This is a genomic window from Streptomyces pyxinae (assembly GCF_024756275.1).
In the GTDB taxonomy this organism is placed as follows: Bacteria; Actinomycetota; Actinomycetes; order Streptomycetales; family Streptomycetaceae; genus Streptomyces; species Streptomyces pyxinae.
Map to the genome: position 1 here is coordinate 106,166 of NZ_JANUGQ010000013.1, position 19,159 is coordinate 125,324.

The window sequence follows — 19,159 nt, forward strand, 5'->3', positions numbered from 1 at the left end:
ACCTGGGCCGGCGTGACATGCAGACATGACGATCCTTCACCGTAGGGACACGGCTCCCGAGGAAGCTCTCTCATGGCCCCAGACGTGCGGCCGAAGCCGAGGTTGCGGGTCCACCCGCTCCCATCGCCGGATCGCCGGGTGAAGTGGGTCACATCAGGCAGGACACGTCAGGAGAGGAAAGGAGAGGAGAGGAAGGAAAGGGAAGGGAAGGGAAGGGAGCCGGACCGGTGCGTGAGCGAGCGCACCACGCGGCGCACCGAGTCCCCTGTCGCGGCCACGGGGCGTGACCCGACCCGCCCGGAGCGGATCGCCGGGGCGGTCCGGGCAGGCCGGGACCGGCCGGTCCGACGCGGCGGGCCCCGGCGCTCACTCCGTCAGCGAACGTTTCGGGCCGAGGACGCACAGCTCGTTGCCCTCCGGGTCCTGGAGGACGGTCCAGGGGACGTCGGGGCCCTGGCCCACGTCGGCCGGGCGGGCGCCGAGGGCGATGAGGCGCTCCACCTCGGCGGTCCGGTCGGTGTCGGGGGCCAGGTCCAGGTGGACGCGGTTCTTGACGGTCTTGCCCTCGGGCACCGGGAGGAAGACGATGCCCGGCCAGGCGTCGGGGCCCGCGCCGATGACGATCTCGTCCTCCGCCTCGTACAGCACCTTCCAGTCCAGGACCCGGCACCAGAAGGCGGCGAGTCCCTTGAGGTCGTGCGCGTCGATGGCGATCTGGTACAGGGAAGCGGCCATGCGGTCAGTCTGCCCGTGGCCGCCTCCGTTCATGGATGAGCGCGTGCGGTGTGCCGAGCGGTGTCATCCCGCTCTCGGGGCCGGGGCCGGGCGCTCGGTGAGGAGGGGGCGGATCATGTCCTTCAACTGGTCCTCGCCCAGGGCCGTCAGGGCGCGGGCGGCGGTCCGGCCCTCCCGGTCGACGACGAGTGTGGTGGGGATGGCCTGCGGGTTGAGGGAGCCCCGGGGAAAGGCGAGGATCAGCTTGCCGGAGGGGTCGTGGAAGCTGGGGTAGGGGATGCCGTAGTCACGCTCGAATGCGAGCGGCTCGCCCGTGTCCTGGTTCCGGGTGTTGATCCCAACGAACTCCACGCCCTGGTTCTTCAGTTCCCTGGCCACCCGGGCGAAGTGCGGGGCCTCCGCCCGGCACGGCGCGCACCAGGCCGCCCAGATGTTGAGCACCACCACCTTGCCCCGGTACGCGGCCAGGTCGAGCCGTTCGCCGTGCAGGGACTCGCCGGTCAGCGCGGGGGCCGGCCGGCGCTCGGCCGCCGGGACCGTGGTGACGGCGCCGGCCCCGGCACGGTCCGCCGGGCCGTCCGCACCGGGACCGGTGGTGCAGGCGGCGAGGGCGGTCAGCCCGGCGGCGAGCGCGGCCGTCCGTAACCACCGGCGGCGGGTCGTACGGCTCCGGACAGGGATACGCGGCGGGGGTTCGGCGATCATGTGCCAGAGCCTCTCACGGGGCACCGGGGCCGGAAACGCCGCCGCCCGCCGGGCGCGGGGCCGGGCGGGCGGGGGCGGGGACGCGGGGCCGGGCGGGGACCCGGGGAGCGCGGCGGGTCAGACGTTGAAGCCGAGGGCGCGGAGCTGCTCGCGGCCGTCGTCGGTGATCTTGTCGGGACCCCACGGCGGCATCCAGACCCAGTTGATCCGCAGCTCGCTGACGATGCCGTCGGTGGCGGCCTTGGCCTGGTCCTCGATGACGTCGGTCAGCGGACAGGCCGCCGAGGTGAGCGTCATGTCCAGGGTCGCCACATTGGAGTCGTCGACGTGGATGCCGTAGATCAGCCCCAGGTTGACGACATCGATGCCCAGCTCGGGGTCGACCACGTCGTAGAGGGCCTCGCGGACCTCCTCCTCGGAGGCCGGCTTCATCACGACCGTCTCGTTCTCGGCGACCGTCTCGTTCTCGCTCATGCCGTCTTCCTCTCCGCGTCGCCCAGGGCCTGGGCGGTCGCGTCCTTCCACGCCATCCAGCTCAGCAGCGCGCACTTCACACGGGCGGGGTACTTGGAGACACCGGCGAACGCCACGGCGTCCTCCAGCACCTCCTCCATCGCGTCGTCCGGTTCGATCTTTCCCTTGGACTGCATCAGCTCCAGGAAGGTCTCCTGGATCCGCCGGGCCTCCGCCAGCTCCTTGCCGACCAGCAGCTCGTTGAGGACCGAGGCGGACGCCTGGCTGATGGAGCAGCCCTGGCCCTCGTACGAGACGTCCGCGATCCGGGAGCCCTCGTACCGCACCCGCAGCGTGATCTCGTCACCGCACGTGGGATTGGTGTGGTGCACCTCGGCGTCGCCGTCCCGCAAGCCCCGGCCGTGCGGGTTCTTGTAGTGGTCCAGGATGACGTCCTGGTACATCGAGTCGAGCTTCACTAGTGGCCCTGCCCCTTATCCGAAGAAGTTACGGACGTGCTCCAGCCCGTCGACCAGCGCGTCGACCTCGGCCGGGCTGGTGTACAGGTAGAACGACGCCCGGGTGGTCGCCGGAATTCCGTACCGGAGGCAGACCGGCCGGGCGCAGTGGTGGCCGACCCGGACCGCGATGCCCTGCTCGTCCAGCACCTGCCCCACATCGTGGGGGTGGATGTCGCCGAGCGTGAAGGAGATCGCCGCGCCGCGCTCCTCGGCCGTCGCCGGGCCGATGATCCGCAGGTCCGGGACCTCCTGGAGGCGCCGCAGGGCGTACTCGGTGATCGCCTGCTCATGGGCGGCGATCCTGTCCATGCCGATGGCGGACAGGTAGTCCACGGCCGCGCCGAGGCCGACGGCCTGGGCGATCGGGGGCGTACCGGCCTCGAACTTGTGCGGGGCGGGGGCGTACGTCGACGAGCTCATCGAGACGGTCTCGATCATCTCGCCGCCGCCGAGGAACGGCGGGAGGTCCTCCAGCAGCTCCTGACGGCCCCAGAGCACGCCGATGCCGGTCGGGCCGCACATCTTGTGGCCGGTGAAGGCGACGAAGTCGGCGCCGAGTTCCTGGACGTCCAGCACCATGTGCGGGGCGGCCTGGGAGGCGTCGATCAGCACCAGGGCGCCGACCTCCTGGGCGCGGCGGACTATCGCCTCGACCGGGTTGTGGGTGCCGAGGATGTTGGAGACCAGGACGAAGGAGACGATCTTCGTCTTCTCGGTGATGACCCGGTCGATCTCCGAGAGGTCGAGCCGGCCGTCGTCGGTCAGCCCGAACCACTTCAGCTTCGCTCCGGTGCGCTGCGAGAGCAGCTGCCACGGAACGATGTTGGAGTGGTGCTCCATCTCCGTGATGACGATCTCGGTGTCGCTGTCCACCCGGTAGGGCTCGTCGGCCCAGCCGAGCATGTTGGCGACCAGGTTGAGCGACTCGGAGGCGTTCTTGGTGAAGATCACCTCGTCGCGGCTGGGCGCGTTGACGAAGTCCGCGACCTTGTCACGGGCACCCTCGTAGAGCGCCGTGGCCTCCTCCGCGAGCACGTGCACCCCGCGGTGGACGTTGGCGTTGTGCCGCTCGTAGTACTCGCTGAGCACGTCGATGACCTGGCGCGGGGTCTGCGAGGTGGCCGCGTTGTCCAGGTAGATGAGCTTCTTGCCGTCGTGGAGGACCCGGTCCAGGATCGGGAAGTCCTTGCGCAGCGCCTCGGTGTCGAGGAGGCCCGGCAGCTGGGTCACGCCTCTCCCCTTTCTCGTACGTCTCGGGTTTCTCCGGCTCGGCCGGACGCGCCGGCGGTGCCGGTGAATCCGGCTCCGGGGCCGGCCTGCGGTGCGCGGGCCGGCCCCGGGGCGGACGCGGGTGCGTCGGTCACGCGGAGGTGCCGGTCTTGGTGTAGGCCACGTAGCCCTCGGACTCCAGCTTGTCGGCCAGCTCGGGGCCGCCGGACTCCACGATCCGGCCGCCGGCGAAGACGTGCACGTGATCGGGCTTGATGTAGCGCAGGATGCGGGTGTAGTGCGTGATCAGCAGGGTGCCGACCTCGCCGCTCTCGCGGACCCGGTTGACGCCCTCGGAGACGATGCGCAGGGCGTCCACGTCCAGACCGGAGTCGGTCTCGTCCAGGATCGCGATCTTCGGCTTGAGCAGCTCCAGCTGGAGGATCTCGTGGCGCTTCTTCTCACCGCCGGAGAAGCCCTCGTTGACGTTCCGCTCGGCGAAGGAGGGGTCCATGCTGAGGCGCTCCATGGCCTCCTTGACCTCCTTCACCCAGGTGCGCAGCTTGGGGGCCTCGCCGCGGGTGGCGGTGGCGGAGGTGCGCAGGAAGTTGGAGACGGAGACGCCGGGGACCTCGACCGGGTACTGCATGGCGAGGAAGACGCCGGCGCGGGCGCGCTCGTCCACGGACATCTCCAGGACGTCCTCGCCGTCCAGGGTGACCGTGCCGCCGGTGATCGTGTACTTGGGGTGGCCCGCCAGCGAGTAGGCGAGGGTGGACTTGCCGGAGCCGTTGGGGCCCATGATGGCGTGGGTCTCGCCCTGCTTCACGGTCAGGTCGACACCCTTGAGGATCTCCTTCGTGGCGTTGTCGGCCTCGACGGAGACGTGCAGGTCGCGGATTTCAAGCGTAGCCATGGGGACTCAGGACTCCTGGGTGACGGAGACGAGCACATCGTCCCCTTCGATCTTTACGGGGTAAACGGGGACGGGACGCGTCGCGGGAAGGCCGGAGGGCTTGCCGGTGCGCAGGTCGAAGCTGGAGCCGTGCAGCCAGCACTCGATGGAGCAGTCCTCCACCTCGCCCTCGGAGAGCGAGACGTTCGCGTGCGAGCAGATGTCGTTGATCGCGAACACCTCCCCCTCGGTGCGCACCAGGGCCACGGGCGTGCCGCCGAGCTCCACCCGCTTGGGGGTGTCCTCGTCCAGCTCGCTCAGGCCGCAGGCCCGCTGGAAGGTCGTCATCAGAGCGACGCCTCCAGCTCGGCCTCGATCTTGGCGATCAGCCGCTCCTCGACGTCCGGCAGCCCGATCTGCTGGACCAGTTCGGCGAAGAAGCCCCGGACGACGAGGCGGCGGGCCTCGGCCTCCGGGATGCCGCGGGCCATCAGGTAGAAGAGCTGCTCGTCGTCGAAGCGGCCGGTGGCGGAGGCGTGCCCGGCGCCGGCGATCTCACCGGTCTCGATCTCCAGGTTGGGCACCGAGTCGACCCGGGCGCCGTCGGTGAGCACCAGGTTGCGGTTCATCTCGTAGGTGTCGGTGCCCTCGGCGGCGGCCTGGATCAGTACGTCCCCGATCCAGACGGCGTGCGCGTCCTCGCCCTGGAGCGCGCCCTTGTAGGCCACGTTCGACTTGCAGTGCGGGGTGTTGTGGTCGACCAGCAGGCGGTGCTCCTGGTGCTGGCCCCGCTCGGTGAAGTAGAGGCCGAACAGCTCGGCCTCGCCGCCGGTGCCCGCGTAGGAGACGCGCGGGTGCAGCCGGACCACGTCGCCGCCGAAGGTGACGACGACCGACTTGAAGGAGGAGTCCCGGCCGAGCAGCGCGTTGTGCTGGGCGACATGGACGGCCTTCTCGGCCCAGTCCTGGATGGAGACGACGGTGAGTTTCGCGCCGTCGCCCAGGACGAAGTCGACATTGGCGGCGAGTACGGCGTCGCCGGTGTGGTCGATGACGACGACGGCCTCGGCGAAGGCGCCCAGCTCCACGACCTGGTGGGCGAAGGCGGTGCCGCCCTCGCCGTGCACCGCGATCCGGATCGGCTCGGTGAGGACGGTCTCCTTGGCGACGGTGATCACCGACGCCTTCTCGAAGGACGAGTACGCCTGGGCGGCGACCCGGTCCACCGGAGTGCCGGCCCGGCCGAGCCGCGCGTCGTCCCGGCCGACGGTCTCGGTGGTGACGCCCTCGGGCGCCGACACCTCGACACGCAGCCCGTCGCCGGTGGCGACCGCGGTGCCGTCGTGCAGTCCGCGCAGCCGCTCCAGCGGGGTGAACCGCCACTCCTCCTCGCGGCCGTGCGGCACGGGGAAGTCCGCCACGTCGAAGGAGGGGGGCGCGCTCATGCGCGTGGCGACGGTGGACTCGGCGGCCACCGCGATGGATCCGGCGGTGGTGGAGCCCGCCGGGATGTTCTGGGCCTCAGCCATGGCTGTCGTGTTGCTCTCTTCCTGCGTCTGGCGTCTGAGCCTGGGTCGAAGACGGTCGGGGGTCGCCGCCCGGTCGGTCGGCTCCGGCCGGGTCCCTTCCGGGTCCGGCCGGGGTCCTGTCCGGGTCCGGTCGGTACGGCTCCGGTGCGGGCCCGGTCAGGGGCTTCGCCCGGGTCACGGGCCCGTCCCGGGGTCCCGGGGTTCCGGAGCCGCCCGGGGGCCGGCCGGGTCATGGTCGGCGGGGCGGCGGCCGGTGGGGGTCCGCCGGCGGGGGGTACGGGGAGCACCGCCCGCCGCACGGCACCCGGGCCACCCGGGGTCCGGGCCGGCCGTGGTCCGGGAGGGGCCCCGGACCAGGAGGGCCACCGGTGCGGAGGCCGGGCCCGGGGCCGTGGGGCCGTCACCTCGCGGTCACGGCCCCACGGCTCCGGTACGGCACCGGCGGCGTACCGCTCGGCGGACGGGCGGGCGGCGGGTCAGCCGACCGCGCCCTCCATCTGGAGCTCGATCAGCCGGTTGAGTTCCAGCGCGTACTCCATCGGCAGCTCCTTGGCGATCGGCTCCACGAAGCCGCGGACGATCATCGCCATCGCCTCGTCCTCGCTCAGACCGCGGCTCATCAGGTAGAAGAGCTGGTCCTCGGAGACCTTGGAGACGGTCGCCTCGTGGCCCATGGACACGTCGTCCTCGCGGACGTCGACGTACGGGTAGGTGTCCGAGCGGGAGATCGTGTCCACCAGCAGGGCGTCGCAGAGCACATTGGACTTGGCGCCCGGGGCGCCCTCACCGATCTCGATGAGACCCCGGTAGGAGGTGCGGCCGCCGCCTCGCGCCACCGACTTGGAGACGATGTTGGAGGAGGTGTTCGGCGCCATGTGCACCATCTTGGCGCCGGCGTCCTGGTGCTGGCCCTCGCCCGCGAAGGCGATGGAGAGCGTCTCGCCCTTGGCGTGCTCACCCATCAGGTAGACCGCCGGGTACTTCATGGTCACCTTGGAGCCGAGGTTGCCGTCGACCCACTCCATGGTGGCGCCCTCGTAGGCGACGGCGCGCTTGGTGACCAGGTTGTAGACGTTGTTCGACCAGTTCTGGATGGTCGTGTAGCGGCAGCGGCCGCCCTTCTTGACGATGATCTCCACCACGGCGCTGTGCAGCGAGTCCGAGGAGTAGATCGGGGCGGTGCAGCCCTCGACGTAGTGGACGTAGGCGTCCTCGTCGACGATGATCAGCGTCCGCTCGAACTGGCCCATGTTCTCGGTGTTGATCCGGAAGTACGCCTGGAGCGGGATGTCCACGTGGACGCCCTTGGGCACGTAGATGAACGAGCCGCCGGACCAGACCGCGGTGTTCAGCGAGGCGAACTTGTTGTCACCCACCGGGATGACGGTGCCGAAGTACTCCTGGAACAGCTCCGGGTGCTCCTTCAGCGCGGTGTCGGTGTCCTGGAAGATGACGCCCTGCGCCTCCAGGTCCTCGCGGATCTGGTGGTAGACGACCTCGGACTCGTACTGCGCCGCGACACCGGCGACCAGCCGCTGCTTCTCCGCCTCGGGGATGCCCAGCTTGTCGTAGGTGTTCTTGATGTCCTCGGGCAGGTCCTCCCAGCTGGCGGCCTGCTTCTCGGTGGAGCGGACGAAGTACTTGATGTTGTCGAAGTCGATGCCCGACAGGTCCGAGCCCCAGTTCGGCATGGGCTTCTTGTCGAAGAGGCGCAGACCCTTCAGCCGCAGCTTGAGCATCCACTCCGGCTCGTTCTTCTTCTCCGAGATGTCGCGGACGACAGCCTCGGAGAGTCCGCGCTTGGCGGCGGCACCGGCCGCGTCCGAGTCGGCCCAGCCGTACTCGTACCGACCCAGGCCCTCAAGCTCGGGGTGGCTGATCTCGGTGGTCATGCGGGGTTCCTCCCGGCCGTACGTGCGGATGCTGATGGACGTGCTGAAGCTGACGCAGGGGTGGACTGCGGTGAAGTCTGGGGCGGCGGGGGGCCGCCGTCCGGAATGTACGTCGTGCAGACCCCGTCGCCGTGGGCGATGGTCGCCAGCCGCTGGACGTGCGTCCCGAGGAGGCGGGAGAAGACCTCGGTCTCCGCCTCGCAGAGCTGTGGATAGCGCTCGGCCACATGGGCGACCGGGCAGTGGTGCTGGCAGAGCTGCCGCCCGACCGGCGCGGTACGGGCCGTGGCAGCGTACCCGTCGGCGCTCAGCGCCCTGGCGAGCGCCTCGGCCCGGTCCTCCGGGGGCGCGGCCTCGACCTGGGCGCGGTATCCCTCGGCCTGGGCCGCCATCCGGTCCCGGGCGAACGCCGCGACGGCCGCCTCGCCGCCCGCGTGCTGCTCGATCCAGCGCAGGGCGTCGACGGCGAGCGAGTCGTACGACTGGTCGAAGGCGTCCCGCCCGCAGTCGGTCAGCGCGAAGACCTTCGCCGGACGCCCCCGGGTGCGGGCGCCGTAGACGCGCTGGGCGTGCGGCGCCACGACGTCGTCGGCCACCAGGGCGTCGAGGTGGCGGCGGACGGCGGCCTGGGTGAGGCCGAGCCGCCGGGCCAGTTCGGTGACGGTCGAGGGGCCGTGGTCCAGGATGGACCGCGCGACCCGGTTGCGCGTCGATCGATCCGATCGCGCCCCGGCCGCGAGCTCCTCCACCGGAGCCTGGTGGGCCTCGCCGACGTTTTTCACAACGCCATTGTTGCGTAATTCGAAGCGGGGTGACAACCCGCGTCGGGATCACTCGCGGTGCCGTGCGTCACTTAGGGAAACCTAACCTGACCTGCGGAAATGATCATTCATGGGATCAATTCCGCAGGTCCGGCGGCGGGCCGCGCGCGCGGCCCCGCCACCCTCCGTGACCGCCCTGACCGGCGGTTTGTCCGTTCCCGGGCCGTCTGCGGGCCGCCCTCCGCAGGAGTCGGGACCCCGCCACGACGCCGTACGCGCTCCGCCCCGCGACCCGCCGGACGGCTCACCCGAACGGGCGTGTGACCAGCCGCCCCGCCCGCCGTCACCCTCAGGGCGCCGGGCGCGGCCGGGCACCACGGAGCAGTACGGAACAGCACGAAGCACTGGGGACACGGGCGTGCGCCGGGTGATGCGCATCCCCCGGACGGCGGAACCCGAACGGCTGCCTAGACTTCCCGTCATGCGATACGAGTCCGTCGTCCAGGTCCGTGGCCTGGTCAAGCGGTACGGGTCGAAGACCGCGGTGGACGGCCTCGATCTCGATGTCCGGGCCGGTACGGTCACCGCCGTCCTCGGGCCCAACGGGGCCGGCAAGACCACCACCGTCGAGACCTGCGAGGGCTACCGCCGCCCCGACGCCGGCAGCGTCCGGGTGCTGGGGCTCGACCCGGTCGCCGACGCGGCCCGGCTGCGGCCCAGGATCGGGGTGATGCTCCAGTCCGGCGGCGTCTACTCCGGTGCCCGGGCCGGCGAGATGCTGCGCCACATGGCGAAGCTGTACGCCCATCCGCTGGACGTGGACGCGCTGGTCGAGCGGCTCGGCCTCGGCTCCTGCGGCCGTACCGGCTACCGGCGGCTCTCCGGCGGCCAGCAGCAGCGGCTCTCGCTCGCCATGGCGGTGGTCGGCCGGCCCGAGCTGCTCTTCCTGGACGAGCCGACCGCCGGACTCGACCCGCAGGCCCGCCGCGCCACCTGGGAGCTGATCCGGGAGCTGCGCGCCGACGGCGTCAGCACCGTACTGACCACCCACTTCATGGACGAGGCCGAGCAGCTCGCGGACGAGGTGGCGATCATCGACGGCGGCCGGGTGGCCGTCCAGGGCACCCCCGAGGAGCTGTGCCGGGGCGGCGCCGAGAACACCCTGCGGTTCACCGGGCGCCCCGGACTCGACCTGGGGGCGCTGCTCAAGGCGCTCCCCGACGGCACCGCCGCCGCCGAGCTGACCCCCGGCTCCTACCGGATCACCGGCACGGTCGACCCGGAGCTGCTGGTCACCGTCACCTCCTGGTGCGCCCAGCACGGAGTGCTGGCGGAGGGCATCGCGGTGGAGCGGCGCACCCTGGAGGACGTCTTCCTGGAGCTGACCGGCAAGGAGCTGCGCCGATGAGCGGCGGTACGTACACCCCCCGGCCCGGGGCCGCGCCCGTGGGCCGCATGATCGCGGCGCAGACGGTGCTGGAGACCCGGATGCTGCTGCGCAACGGCGAGCAGCTGCTGCTGACCGTGATCATCCCCTCGCTGCTGCTGGTGCTGTTCTCCTCGGTCGACATCGTGGACACCGGCTCCGGGCCCGCCGTGGACTTCCTGGCGCCGGGCGTGCTGGCGCTGGCGGTGATGTCCACGGCCTTCACCGGCCAGGCGATCGCCACCGGCTTCGAGCGGCGGTACGGGGTGCTCAAGCGGCTGGGCGCCTCCCCGCTCCCCCGCTGGGCGCTGATGACCGCCAAGACCCTCTCGGTGCTGGTCACCGAGGTGCTCCAGGTGCTGCTGCTGGCCGCCATCGCGCTGGGCCTCGGCTGGTCGCCGCACGGCAACCCGCTCGCCGTGCTGCTGCTCCTGGTGGCCGGTACGGCGGCGTTCTCCGGGCTCGGACTGCTGATGGCCGGCACCCTGCGGGCCGAGGCCACCCTGGCCGCCGCCAATCTGGTGTTCCTGCTCCTGCTGGTGGGCGGTGGGGTGATCGTGCCGCTGGAGAAGTTCCCGGAGGGGGCGCGGGCGGCGCTGGAGCTGCTGCCGATCGCGGCGCTCTCCGAGGGCCTGCGCGAGGTGCTGCGGGACGGCGCCGGACTGCCGGTGGCCCAGCTCGGGGTGCTCGCGGTGTGGGCGGTGCTGGGGCTCGGCGCGGCGGCGCGGTTCTTCCGCTGGGAGTGAGGCCCCGAGCGGGGGGCGTGGGATGAGGACGGGACAGGGACGGGACGAGGGGCGCACGGTGACCATGGCGAGGACCGCCCTGCTGGTGATGGACATCCAGCGCGAGATCGTGGAGCTGACCGGCGCCGGTGCCGGCTGTCTGCCGCGCCTGCGCGAGGCGGTCGAGGGGGCCAGGGCGGCGGGTGTGCCGGTGATCCATGTACGGGTCGGGCTGCGGCCGGGGGTGCCGGACGTCGGTCCGCGCAACCGGGTGCTCACCGCCGCCGCGGCGGCCGGTCTGTTCGCCGAGGACGCTCCCGGTACGGAGATCCATCCGGCGGTCGCGCCCCGGCCGGGTGAGGCGGTGGTGACCAAGCGGCGGGCGAGCGCGTTCTCGGGCAGCGATCTCGATCTGGTCCTCCGGACCCGTGGCGTCGAGAGCCTGGTGCTCGCCGGGATCGCCACCTCCGGGGTGGTGCTGCACACCCTGTGCCAGGCCAATGACCTGGACTTCGGCCTCACCGTGCTGGCGGACGCCTGTCTCGACCCCGACCCCGGGATCCACCGGGTGCTGACCGAGCGGGTCTTCCCGCAGTGGGCGGACGTGCTGACGGTGGACGACTGGCTGGCGACGCTCGCCGGGTAGGGGGCCGGCGGGGTGGGCAGGGCGCCCGGAAGGCCGCGGTCGGCGGGGTGGGCAGGGCGCCCGGAAGGCCGCGGCCGGAGCCGTACGGCCCCGGAAAGCCCGGCGGCCGTGGCGGCGTGCGAGGCGCACAGACGCGCAGGCGTACGGAAGCGTACCGGCGTACGGAGGCGTACCGGCCCCTGTCGCGCACCCGGCGTACCGGGCATATCCGGCACGCCCGGCGCACCCGGCGTACGAAATGAGCCAGGACGACCCCCTCGTGAATCCGTGCACAAGCGGCGTCCTACCATGGGTGCCGTGCTGACCCCCCTGTCCTACCTCGCCCAGCGCTGGACGCCCTCGCCCAAGACGGTCCGGCGGGCCGCGCTCGCCGCCGTGGTGATGAGCGTCGTCATCATCGTCACCGGCGGCGCCGTCCGGCTGACCAGCTCCGGCCTCGGCTGCGACACCTGGCCCAAGTGCACGGACGACAGCCTCTTCGCCACGCCCGAGCAGGGCCTGCACGGGGCCATCGAGTTCGGCAACCGGATGCTGACGTACGTCCTGTCGGCGGCTGTCGGCTGGGCGATCGTCGCCGCCCGGTGCGCCAAGCCCCGGCGCCGGAAGCTCTCGCGGCTCGCCTGGACGCAGTTCTGGCTGGTGATGAGCAACGCCGTGATCGGCGGCATCACGGTCTGGATGGGCCTCAACCCCTGGACGGTGGCCGGCCACTTCCTGGCCGCCAACGCCCTGCTGACCGTCGCCACCCTCACCTGGGTACGGGCCGGCGAGGGCGACGGCGCCCCCCGGCCCCGGGTGCCCAAGCCGGTGCGGAGGCTCGGCTGGGCGCTGGTGGTGGTCGCCGGGGGGCTGGTCGCCGCCGGGACCACCGTGACCGGTTCGGGCAAGCACGCGGGCGACAGCAGCGACGTCCCCCGGATGCCGTTCGACTTCGTGACGGCCGCCCATGTGCACGCGATCTTCGCCTGGGTGGTCTGCGCGCTGGCCGTCGCGGTGTTCGTGGCGCTGCGCGTGGTGGACGCCCCGGACGACACCCGGGCGCGCGCCCGGGACCTGCTCCTGGTGCTGCTGGCGCAGGGGGCGATCGGCTACGTCCAGTACTTCACCGGGGTGCCCGAGGTGCTGGTGGGGCTGCACATGCTCGGCTCCGCGCTGATGTGGATCGCGGTGCTGCGGCTGGCGCTCTCCTTCCGGGAGCGGCCGGCGGACCGCCCGGAGGTCCTGGCCCGGCCCGAGGCCGCACTCACCACCACCGCCTGACCGGCACCACCGTCTGACCGGCACCACCCGCGCGCCCGGCTGCCGTACGGAGCGGCGGCCGGGCTCAGGGCGCCGGCAGCCGGTACACGCGCCGGGCGTTTCCCGCCGCCACCAGGGCGGCCACCCGCCGGGCGTCCCCGGCCGGCCAGGCCCCGCCGCTCACCCGGTCGGTCAGCAGCCGGCCCAGCGCCTCGCGGAACGCCCGCGCCGCCACCAGGTGCAGTTCGGGCAGGCCCCGGGCGCCGCTGGACCAGAGCACCTTGCCGTACGGCGCCGTCTCCAGCACCCCGGCCAGCACCGTCGCCGCCACCCCGGGCGCGGGCCCGGCCGGGGCGGTGCCCACATCGGCGTACACCTGCGGGAACCGGTCCGCGAGCAGGGCCGCCTGGCGGTGGTACGGGTAGCAGCCGAGCAGCACCAGATCGGCGCCCAGCCCGGCGGTGGCCGCCGCGAAGGGGGCGAGGGCCGTCGGATCGGTGCCGCCCAGCCGGAGCTGGAGCGGACGTCCGGCGGCGACGGCCAGCCAGTGGAGGTGGGCCAGCAGCACCGGCCCGGTCGGCCATCCGTGGCGGCCGGGCCCCGGAGCCGTACCGGTCGCGTACCGCTCGGCGTCGCGGCCAGCCAGCCAGGCCCCGGCCGCCGCCCGTACCGCGTGGCGCGGCGGCGGCCCGTCGGCGGCGGGGGCGGGCACCGGGGCCGCGCCGGGCACGCCCGTGCCGGCACCCGTGCCGAAGGCCGCCGCGCTGAAGGCGACCGCCGTGCCGGCCGTGCCGCGCACCGCCTCCGCCAGGTTGACCAGCAGCCCGTCGACGGTGCCCGAGGTGTCCGCGATCTGCGCGGCCAGCCGCTCCAGCCGGACCACCTCGTGGACCGGGCCGCCACCGGAGAGCGCGGGACCAGCGGCGGGGTCGGTGCCGGAGTCGCCGGGGCCACCGGCGGCCTCGGGGGCCGGGTCGACCAGCCACTCCCCGGTGCCCGCCGCCGCCAGCAGCCGGCGCTCGGTCTCCAGGGCGCCCAGCTCCCGGCGGCGGGCCAGATAGCGGGCGGGCGCGCAGTGCGGCTCCAGGTCCAGCAGCGGCGGGCACCAGCGGCGCAGCGCCGTCCCGGCCGGGGAGTCGAAGCGGGTGGTGCCGGGGGCGGGCGGGCCGGCGGTGGCGCCCAGCAGGGTCTCGAAGGTGCCCAGGCCCAGGTCGGCGCGGTCCATGCCGTGGCCGCACTGGTCCACCAGGGGCGGGATCTCGATCACCGGGAGGCTCCCCGGCGGTGGGGTAAGGCTCTCCGGCGGTGGGGCAGGGCTCCCCGGCGGCCCGGCAAGCCGTGCGGCTCCCCGGCGGTGCGGTGCGATAAAAGGGTCTTCGCCGGTGCTGGCGGGTGCTCGCCGGTCACGGGGCCCGCCTCAGCCGTTGGAGGGGCCGCCGACCTGGATGCCGGCCATCCGGCTCCACTCGTAGGGGCCGGTGCGCACCTTGGCGGCGAGCTCGCCGTCGAAGTTCTCGTGCAGGGTGAGCCCGGCTCGCTCGGCGGCGGACAGCGCCATGTCGTGAGTGGGTGCCACCAGGTCGCCCCAGCCGCCGTCCTCACCGACGAGCACGATCCGGGTGCCGCGCTGTCCCAGGTGCGCGAGCTGACCCTCGGCGCCGCCGTGCCGGGCGGAGAACGCCTTGATCTGCTTGGCGAGCCGCGCCGCCTTCCGTTCGGTCTGCTTGGCCTGCTTGGTGTCTGCCATGCTCTGGATGCTACTCGCGGGTAGATCAACTGGCGACGGGCGGACCGCGTGGTTTTGGCCACGCGGCCCGCCCGTCGGCGAGCACATCGGCACCTCGGGGCGCCGGCCCGGGATCTACCGGAGGAACCCGGGATCTACCGGAGGAAGGGATCCACCGCGACCGCCACGAAGAGCAGCGACACATAGGTGATGGACCAGTGGAAGAGGCGCATCTCCTTGAGCCGGCCGCCGGTCTCCCCGGCACGGGCGCGGGCCTGGAGGGCGTGCGCCTCCCAGAGCCACCAGCCGCCGGTGGCGAGCGCCACGGCCGTGTAGAACCAGCCGGTGTAGCCGAGCGGCTGGAGCAGCAGCGACACGCCGACCATCACCCAGCTGTAGAGGACGATCTGGCGGGCGACCACCTTGTTGCCGGCGATCACCGGGAGCATCGGCACGCCGACCCGGGCGTAGTCGTCCTTGACCTTCATCGACAGCGGCCAGTAGTGCGGCGGCGTCCAGAAGAAGATGACCAGGAAGAGGATGAGGGCGGCCCAGGAGACGGAGTCGGTGACGGCGGACCAGCCGATCAGGACCGGCATGCAGCCGGCGATGCCGCCCCAGACGATGTTCTGCGCGGTGCGGCGCTTCAGGATCATCGTGTAGACGACGACGTAGAAGAGGAGCGCGCCGAGCGACAGCCAGGCGGAGAGCCAGTTGACCAGCAGGCCGAACCAGAGGGTGGAGACCACCGCGAGGATGAGTCCGAAGACCAGCCCCTCGCGCGGCGACACCATTCCGGTGACCAGCGGCCGCTGCGAGGTGCGGTCCATCAGGGCGTCGATGTCGCGGTCGATGTACATGTTGAGCGCGTTGGCGCCGCCCGCCGAGAGATAGCCGCCGAGGCAGGTGGCGAGCACCAGCTTCAGATCGGGGACACCCTGCTGGGCCAGGAACATCACCGGCACGGTGGTGATCAGCAGCAGTTCGATGATCCGCGGCTTGGTCAGCGCCACGAACGCCTTGACGCGGGCCCCCCATGGCCGCTTGCCGGTGCTCGTTCCGAGCACACCCGCCGGACGGGATTCGACGGCCGTCACGCACACCCCTGACAGAGACTCCCAGCGAGCCCGCCCGGGAGTCGTGATCGCCGGTGGGGCTCGCGCGTACCACGCCACTCTAGACGGAGCCCTCACATCGTCCTTCGCGGGGGTGGGTCGTGTTGGGCCGGGTGCAGCAAAGGGGAGAAAGAGCGCTCGGACGAGCGCCCGATTGAGCGCCCTCGCATTCATGTGCCGAATACCCGACAGCCCAGTCGGGAGGCGGGATCCAAGCAATGACCGCAGGGTGGAATGACGCGCGAAAACGCACGTGTTCACGGGGGTAGGCTCGACAACGGCCGGTGGGATCTCCGTCACCGGCATTCGACATGTGGAGAGGAGCCCTGACCCAGGGTGAGTACCAAGCCGACCACCACAGACCTTGAGTGGACCGAAGAGGACCAGCGGGCCGTGGACACCGCCCGCGTCCTGGCAGCGGACGCCGTACAGAAGGTCGGCAACGGCCATCCGGGTACGGCCATGAGCCTGGCCCCGGCCGCGTACACCCTCTTCCAGAAGGTGATGCGACACGACCCGGCGGACGCCGACTGGACCGGGCGCGACCGCTTCGTGCTGTCCGCGGGCCACTCGTCCCTGACGCTCTACACCCAGCTGTACCTGGCCGGTTTCGGCCTTGAGCTGGACGACCTGAAGGCGTTCCGCACCTGGGGCTCGAAGACCCCGGGCCACCCGGAGTACGGCCACACGGTCGGCGTCGAGACGACCACCGGACCGCTCGGCCAGGGTGTCGCCAACGCCGTGGGCATGGCGATGGCCGCCCGCTACGAGCGCGGTCTGTTCGACCCGGAGGCGGCCCCCGGCACCTCCCCGTTCGACCACCACGTCTTCGTGATCGCCGGTGACGGCTGCCTCCAGGAGGGCATCTCGGCCGAGGCGTCCTCGATGGCCGGGCACCAGAAGCTCGGCAACCTGATCATGCTGTGGGACGACAACCACATCTCGATCGAGGGCGACACCGAGACCGCCGTCTCCGAGGACACCGTCCAGCGGTACGAGGCGTACGGCTGGCACGTGCAGCGGGTGGAGCCGCAGGAGAACGGCGACCTGGACCCGGCGGCGCTGTACGCGGCGATCGAGGCGGCCAAGGCCGTGACGGACCGCCCGTCGTTCATCGCGATGCGCTCGATCATCGCCTGGCCCGCGCCCAACGCCCAGAACACCGAGGCCGCGCACGGCTCGGCGCTGGGCGACGAGGAGGTCGCGGCCACCAAGCGGGTGCTCGGCTTCGACCCGGAGAAGACCTTCGAGGTCTCCGACGAGGTGCTGGCGCACACCCGCGGCGCCCTGGACCGGGGCCGGGAGGCCCGTGCCGCCTGGGAGGAGTCCTTCGACGCCTGGCGGAGCGCCAACCCGGAGCGGGCCGCCGAGTTCGACCGGATCGCCAAGGGCGAGCTGCCGGCCGGCTGGGAGCAGAAGCTCCCGGTCTTCGAGACCGGCAAGGCCGTCGCCACCCGCGCCGCCTCCGGCAAGGTCCTCCAGGCGCTGGGCGGGATCATCCCCGAGCTGTGGGGCGGCTCCGCCGACCTGGCCGGCTCCAACAACACGACCATCGACAAGACGTCGTCGTTCCTGCCGGCCGGCAACGCGCTGCCGGAGGCCGACCCGTACGGCCGCACCATCCACTTCGGCATCCGCGAGCACTCCATGGCCGCGGAGATGAACGGCATCGCGCTGCACGGCAACACCCGCGTCTACGGCGGCACCTTCCTGGTGTTCTCCGACTACATGCGCAACGCCGTCCGGCTCTCCGCGCTGATGCACCTGCCGGTGACCTACGTGTGGACCCATGACTCGATCGGCCTCGGCGAGGACGGCCCGACCCACCAGCCGGTGGAGCACCTGGCCTCGCTGCGCGCCATCCCGGGCCTGAACGTGGTCCGCCCGGCCGACGCCAATGAGACGGCGATCGCCTGGCGCGAGATCCTGCGCCGCTGGACCAAGGAGTTCGGCGTGGGCGCCCCGCACGGTCTGGCGCTCACCCGCCAGGGTGTGCCGACCTACGAGCCCAACGAGGACACCGTGCGCGGTGGCTACGTCCTGGCCGAGGCCGAGGGCGGCGAGCCGCAGGCGATCCTGATCGGCACCGGTTCCGAGGTGCAGCTGGCGGTGGAGGCGCGCGAGCAGCTCCAGGCCGCCGGGGTGCCGACCCGGGTCGTCTCGATGCCGTGCGTGGAGTGGTTCGAGGAGCAGGACCAGGGGTACCGGGAGTCCGTGCTGCCGCCGTCCGTGAAGGCGCGGGTCGCCGTCGAGGCCGGGATCGGCCTGACCTGGCACCGCTACGTGGGTGACGCGGGCCGGATCGTCTCGCTGGAGCACTTCGGTGCCTCGGCCGACGCCAAGGTCCTCTTCCGCGAGTTCGGCTTCACCGCCGACGCGGTCGCCGCCGCCGCCCGGGAATCCCTCGACGCCGCCGCGCGCTGACGCCCATATACGAGTTTCCCTAGGAGATGCAACCCTCATGACAGACGCACTCAAGCGCCTCTCCGACGAAGGCGTCGCGATCTGGCTCGACGACCTGTCCCGCAAGCGGATCACCTCCGGCAACCTGGCCGAGCTGATCGACGAGCGGCACGTCGTGGGCGTCACCACCAACCCCTCGATCTTCCAGAAGGCGATCTCCCAGGGTGACGGCTACGACCAGCAGCTGTCCGACCTGGCCGCCCGTGAGGTGACGGTCGAGGAAGCCATTCGCATGATCACCACGGCGGACGTCCGGGACGCCGCCGACATCCTGCGGCCGGTCTTCGACCGCACCCAGGGCCAGGACGGCCGGGTCTCCATCGAGGTCGACCCGCGCCTGGCGCACAACACCAAGGCGACGGCCGCCGAGGCCAAGCAGCTCGCGTGGCTGGTGGACCGGCCCAACACCCTGATCAAGATCCCGGCCACCGAGGCGGGTCTGCCGGCGATCACCGAGACCATCGGCCTCGGCATCAGCGTCAATGTCACGCTGGTCTTCTCGCTGGACCGCTACCGCAAGGTCATGGACGCCTACCTCTCCGGCCTGGAGAAGGCCAAGGAGCGCGGTCTGGACCTGTCGAAGATCCACTCGGTGGCGTCCTTCTTCGTCTCCCGGGTGGACACCGAGATCGACAAGCGGCTCGACGGCATCGGCACCGACGAGGCCAAGGCCCTCAAGGGCAAGGCGGCGCTGGCCAACGCGCGGCTCGCCTTCCAGGCGTACGAGGAGGTCTTCTCCTCCGACCGCTGGGCGGCGCTGGACAAGGCGCAGGCCAACAAGCAGCGCCCGCTCTGGGCCTCGACCGGCGTCAAGGACCCGGCGTACAAGGACACCCTGTACGTGGACGAGCTCGTCGCCCCGGGCACCGTCAACACCATGCCGGAGGCCACCCTGGAGGCGGCCGGCGACCACGGCTCGATCACCGGCAACACGATCGCCGGCACCTACGAGCAGGCCCGCGCCGACCTCGACGCCATCGAGAAGCTGGGCATCTCGTACGACGAGGTCGTGCGGCTGCTGGAGGACGAGGGCGTCGACAAGTTCGAGGCGTCCTGGAACGACCTGCTCAAGTCGACCGAGGCGGAGCTCAAGCGCCTCGCTCCCTCGGAGGGCTGAGG

At 72.0% G+C, this 19,159-nt stretch carries 19 protein-coding genes; 6 read left to right on the forward strand and 13 right to left on the reverse strand.

The window, feature by feature from the left end; all coding sequences use genetic code 11:
- Nucleotides 1–366: 366 nt before the first annotated feature.
- The 10 genes from NX801_RS16930 to NX801_RS16975 all read right to left on the reverse strand — a co-directional run bounded on the left by NX801_RS16930 (nt 367) and on the right by NX801_RS16975 (nt 8,721).
- Nucleotides 367–735: a VOC family protein gene (locus NX801_RS16930; RefSeq protein ID WP_258788570.1), complete on the reverse strand. Its 369-nt coding sequence runs from the start codon at nt 733–735 to the stop codon at nt 367–369.
- A gap of 63 nt (nt 736–798) precedes the next feature.
- Nucleotides 799–1,440 carry a TlpA family protein disulfide reductase gene (locus NX801_RS16935; protein ID WP_258788571.1) on the reverse strand — a complete coding sequence of 214 codons (642 nt, stop codon included), beginning with the start codon at nt 1,438–1,440 and terminating at the stop codon, nt 799–801.
- 117 nt (nt 1,441–1,557) lie between these two features.
- Entirely contained in the window at nt 1,558–1,914 is a 357-nt protein-coding gene (locus NX801_RS16940; protein ID WP_258788572.1) for a metal-sulfur cluster assembly factor, read from the reverse strand.
- Complete coding sequence (sufU, locus tag NX801_RS16945) at nt 1,911–2,372, reverse strand: Fe-S cluster assembly sulfur transfer protein SufU (RefSeq protein ID WP_258788573.1); 462 nt, start codon at nt 2,370–2,372, stop codon at nt 1,911–1,913. The genes NX801_RS16940 and sufU overlap by 4 nt, the downstream gene beginning before the upstream one ends.
- Nucleotides 2,373–2,387: 15 nt before the next feature.
- Complete coding sequence (locus NX801_RS16950) at nt 2,388–3,644, reverse strand: cysteine desulfurase (RefSeq protein ID WP_258788574.1); 1,257 nt, start codon at nt 3,642–3,644, stop codon at nt 2,388–2,390.
- Nucleotides 3,645–3,774: 130 nt separating this feature from the next.
- Nucleotides 3,775–4,539 (reverse strand): Fe-S cluster assembly ATPase SufC, encoded by a 765-nt coding sequence (sufC, locus tag NX801_RS16955; protein ID WP_258788575.1) that lies wholly within the window; start codon nt 4,537–4,539, stop codon nt 3,775–3,777.
- Nucleotides 4,540–4,545: 6 nt separating this feature from the next.
- Nucleotides 4,546–4,866 (reverse strand): non-heme iron oxygenase ferredoxin subunit, encoded by a 321-nt coding sequence (locus NX801_RS16960; RefSeq protein WP_258788576.1) that lies wholly within the window; start codon nt 4,864–4,866, stop codon nt 4,546–4,548.
- Nucleotides 4,866–6,047 (reverse strand): Fe-S cluster assembly protein SufD, encoded by a 1,182-nt coding sequence (gene sufD, locus NX801_RS16965; RefSeq protein WP_258788577.1) that lies wholly within the window; start codon nt 6,045–6,047, stop codon nt 4,866–4,868. Before sufD ends, NX801_RS16960 begins: the two co-directional genes overlap by 1 nt.
- Before the next feature lie 476 nt (nt 6,048–6,523).
- The gene (gene sufB, locus NX801_RS16970) at nt 6,524–7,939 is read right to left on the reverse strand and encodes a Fe-S cluster assembly protein SufB (protein ID WP_258788645.1); all 1,416 of its coding nucleotides are present in this window, start codon (nt 7,937–7,939) and stop codon (nt 6,524–6,526) included.
- Nucleotides 7,936–8,721: a helix-turn-helix transcriptional regulator gene (locus NX801_RS16975; protein WP_309505852.1), complete on the reverse strand. Its 786-nt coding sequence runs from the start codon at nt 8,719–8,721 to the stop codon at nt 7,936–7,938. The genes sufB and NX801_RS16975 overlap by 4 nt, the downstream gene beginning before the upstream one ends.
- Before the next feature lie 460 nt (nt 8,722–9,181).
- On the opposite strand from NX801_RS16975, the gene NX801_RS16985 reads away from it, so the two are divergent.
- From NX801_RS16985 to NX801_RS17000, 4 genes are all read left to right on the forward strand, one after another.
- Nucleotides 9,182–10,108, forward strand: a complete 927-nt coding sequence (locus tag NX801_RS16985; protein WP_258788578.1) for an ABC transporter ATP-binding protein — start codon at nt 9,182–9,184, stop codon at nt 10,106–10,108.
- Complete coding sequence (locus NX801_RS16990; RefSeq protein WP_258788579.1) at nt 10,105–10,872, forward strand: ABC transporter permease; 768 nt, start codon at nt 10,105–10,107, stop codon at nt 10,870–10,872. The genes NX801_RS16985 and NX801_RS16990 overlap by 4 nt, the downstream gene beginning before the upstream one ends.
- 64 nt (nt 10,873–10,936) lie before the next feature.
- Nucleotides 10,937–11,497 carry a cysteine hydrolase family protein gene (locus tag NX801_RS16995; protein WP_258788647.1) on the forward strand — a complete coding sequence of 187 codons (561 nt, stop codon included), beginning with the start codon at nt 10,937–10,939 and terminating at the stop codon, nt 11,495–11,497.
- Nucleotides 11,498–11,785: 288 nt separating this feature from the next.
- Nucleotides 11,786–12,757 carry a COX15/CtaA family protein gene (locus tag NX801_RS17000; protein ID WP_258788580.1) on the forward strand — a complete coding sequence of 324 codons (972 nt, stop codon included), beginning with the start codon at nt 11,786–11,788 and terminating at the stop codon, nt 12,755–12,757.
- 64 nt (nt 12,758–12,821) lie between these two features.
- On the opposite strand, the gene NX801_RS17005 is transcribed toward NX801_RS17000, so the two are convergent.
- The 3 genes from NX801_RS17005 to NX801_RS17015 form a co-directional block, all read right to left on the reverse strand.
- Nucleotides 12,822–14,003, reverse strand: coding sequence for an amidohydrolase (locus NX801_RS17005; RefSeq protein ID WP_258788581.1), 1,182 nt, complete (start codon nt 14,001–14,003; stop codon nt 12,822–12,824).
- A gap of 150 nt (nt 14,004–14,153) precedes the next feature.
- Nucleotides 14,154–14,483: a hypothetical protein gene (locus NX801_RS17010; protein WP_258788582.1), complete on the reverse strand. Its 330-nt coding sequence runs from the start codon at nt 14,481–14,483 to the stop codon at nt 14,154–14,156.
- A 134-nt stretch (nt 14,484–14,617) separates the two neighbouring features.
- Nucleotides 14,618–15,559 carry a heme o synthase gene (locus NX801_RS17015; RefSeq protein WP_258788583.1) on the reverse strand — a complete coding sequence of 314 codons (942 nt, stop codon included), beginning with the start codon at nt 15,557–15,559 and terminating at the stop codon, nt 14,618–14,620.
- A gap of 354 nt (nt 15,560–15,913) precedes the next feature.
- On the opposite strand from NX801_RS17015, the gene tkt reads away from it, so the two are divergent.
- Nucleotides 15,914–18,001 (forward strand): transketolase, encoded by a 2,088-nt coding sequence (tkt, locus tag NX801_RS17020; protein WP_258788584.1) that lies wholly within the window; start codon nt 15,914–15,916, stop codon nt 17,999–18,001.
- Between the two features lie 37 nt (nt 18,002–18,038).
- Entirely contained in the window at nt 18,039–19,157 is a 1,119-nt protein-coding gene (tal, locus tag NX801_RS17025) for a transaldolase (protein ID WP_258788586.1), read from the forward strand.
- Nucleotides 19,158–19,159: the final 2 nt, after the last annotated feature.

What these genes read in the sequence shown, in the direction of transcription:
- NX801_RS16930 (WP_258788570.1), bottom strand. Translation starts at nt 735, where the DNA reads ATGGCCGCTTCCCTGTACCAGATCGCCATCGACGCGCACGACCTCAAG.
- NX801_RS16935 (WP_258788571.1), bottom strand. Translation starts at nt 1,440, where the DNA reads ATGATCGCCGAACCCCCGCCGCGTATCCCTGTCCGGAGCCGTACGACC.
- NX801_RS16940 (WP_258788572.1), bottom strand. Translation starts at nt 1,914, where the DNA reads ATGAGCGAGAACGAGACGGTCGCCGAGAACGAGACGGTCGTGATGAAG.
- sufC (WP_258788575.1), bottom strand. Translation starts at nt 4,539, where the DNA reads ATGGCTACGCTTGAAATCCGCGACCTGCACGTCTCCGTCGAGGCCGAC.
- NX801_RS16960 (WP_258788576.1), bottom strand. Translation starts at nt 4,866, where the DNA reads ATGACGACCTTCCAGCGGGCCTGCGGCCTGAGCGAGCTGGACGAGGAC.
- sufD (WP_258788577.1), bottom strand. Translation starts at nt 6,047, where the DNA reads ATGGCTGAGGCCCAGAACATCCCGGCGGGCTCCACCACCGCCGGATCC.
- sufB (WP_258788645.1), bottom strand. Translation starts at nt 7,939, where the DNA reads ATGACCACCGAGATCAGCCACCCCGAGCTTGAGGGCCTGGGTCGGTAC.
- NX801_RS16985 (WP_258788578.1), top strand. Translation starts at nt 9,182, where the DNA reads ATGCGATACGAGTCCGTCGTCCAGGTCCGTGGCCTGGTCAAGCGGTAC.
- NX801_RS16990 (WP_258788579.1), top strand. Translation starts at nt 10,105, where the DNA reads ATGAGCGGCGGTACGTACACCCCCCGGCCCGGGGCCGCGCCCGTGGGC.
- NX801_RS16995 (WP_258788647.1), top strand. Translation starts at nt 10,937, where the DNA reads ATGGCGAGGACCGCCCTGCTGGTGATGGACATCCAGCGCGAGATCGTG.
- NX801_RS17000 (WP_258788580.1), top strand. Translation starts at nt 11,786, where the DNA reads ATGGGTGCCGTGCTGACCCCCCTGTCCTACCTCGCCCAGCGCTGGACG.
- NX801_RS17010 (WP_258788582.1), bottom strand. Translation starts at nt 14,483, where the DNA reads ATGGCAGACACCAAGCAGGCCAAGCAGACCGAACGGAAGGCGGCGCGG.
- tal (WP_258788586.1), top strand. Translation starts at nt 18,039, where the DNA reads ATGACAGACGCACTCAAGCGCCTCTCCGACGAAGGCGTCGCGATCTGG.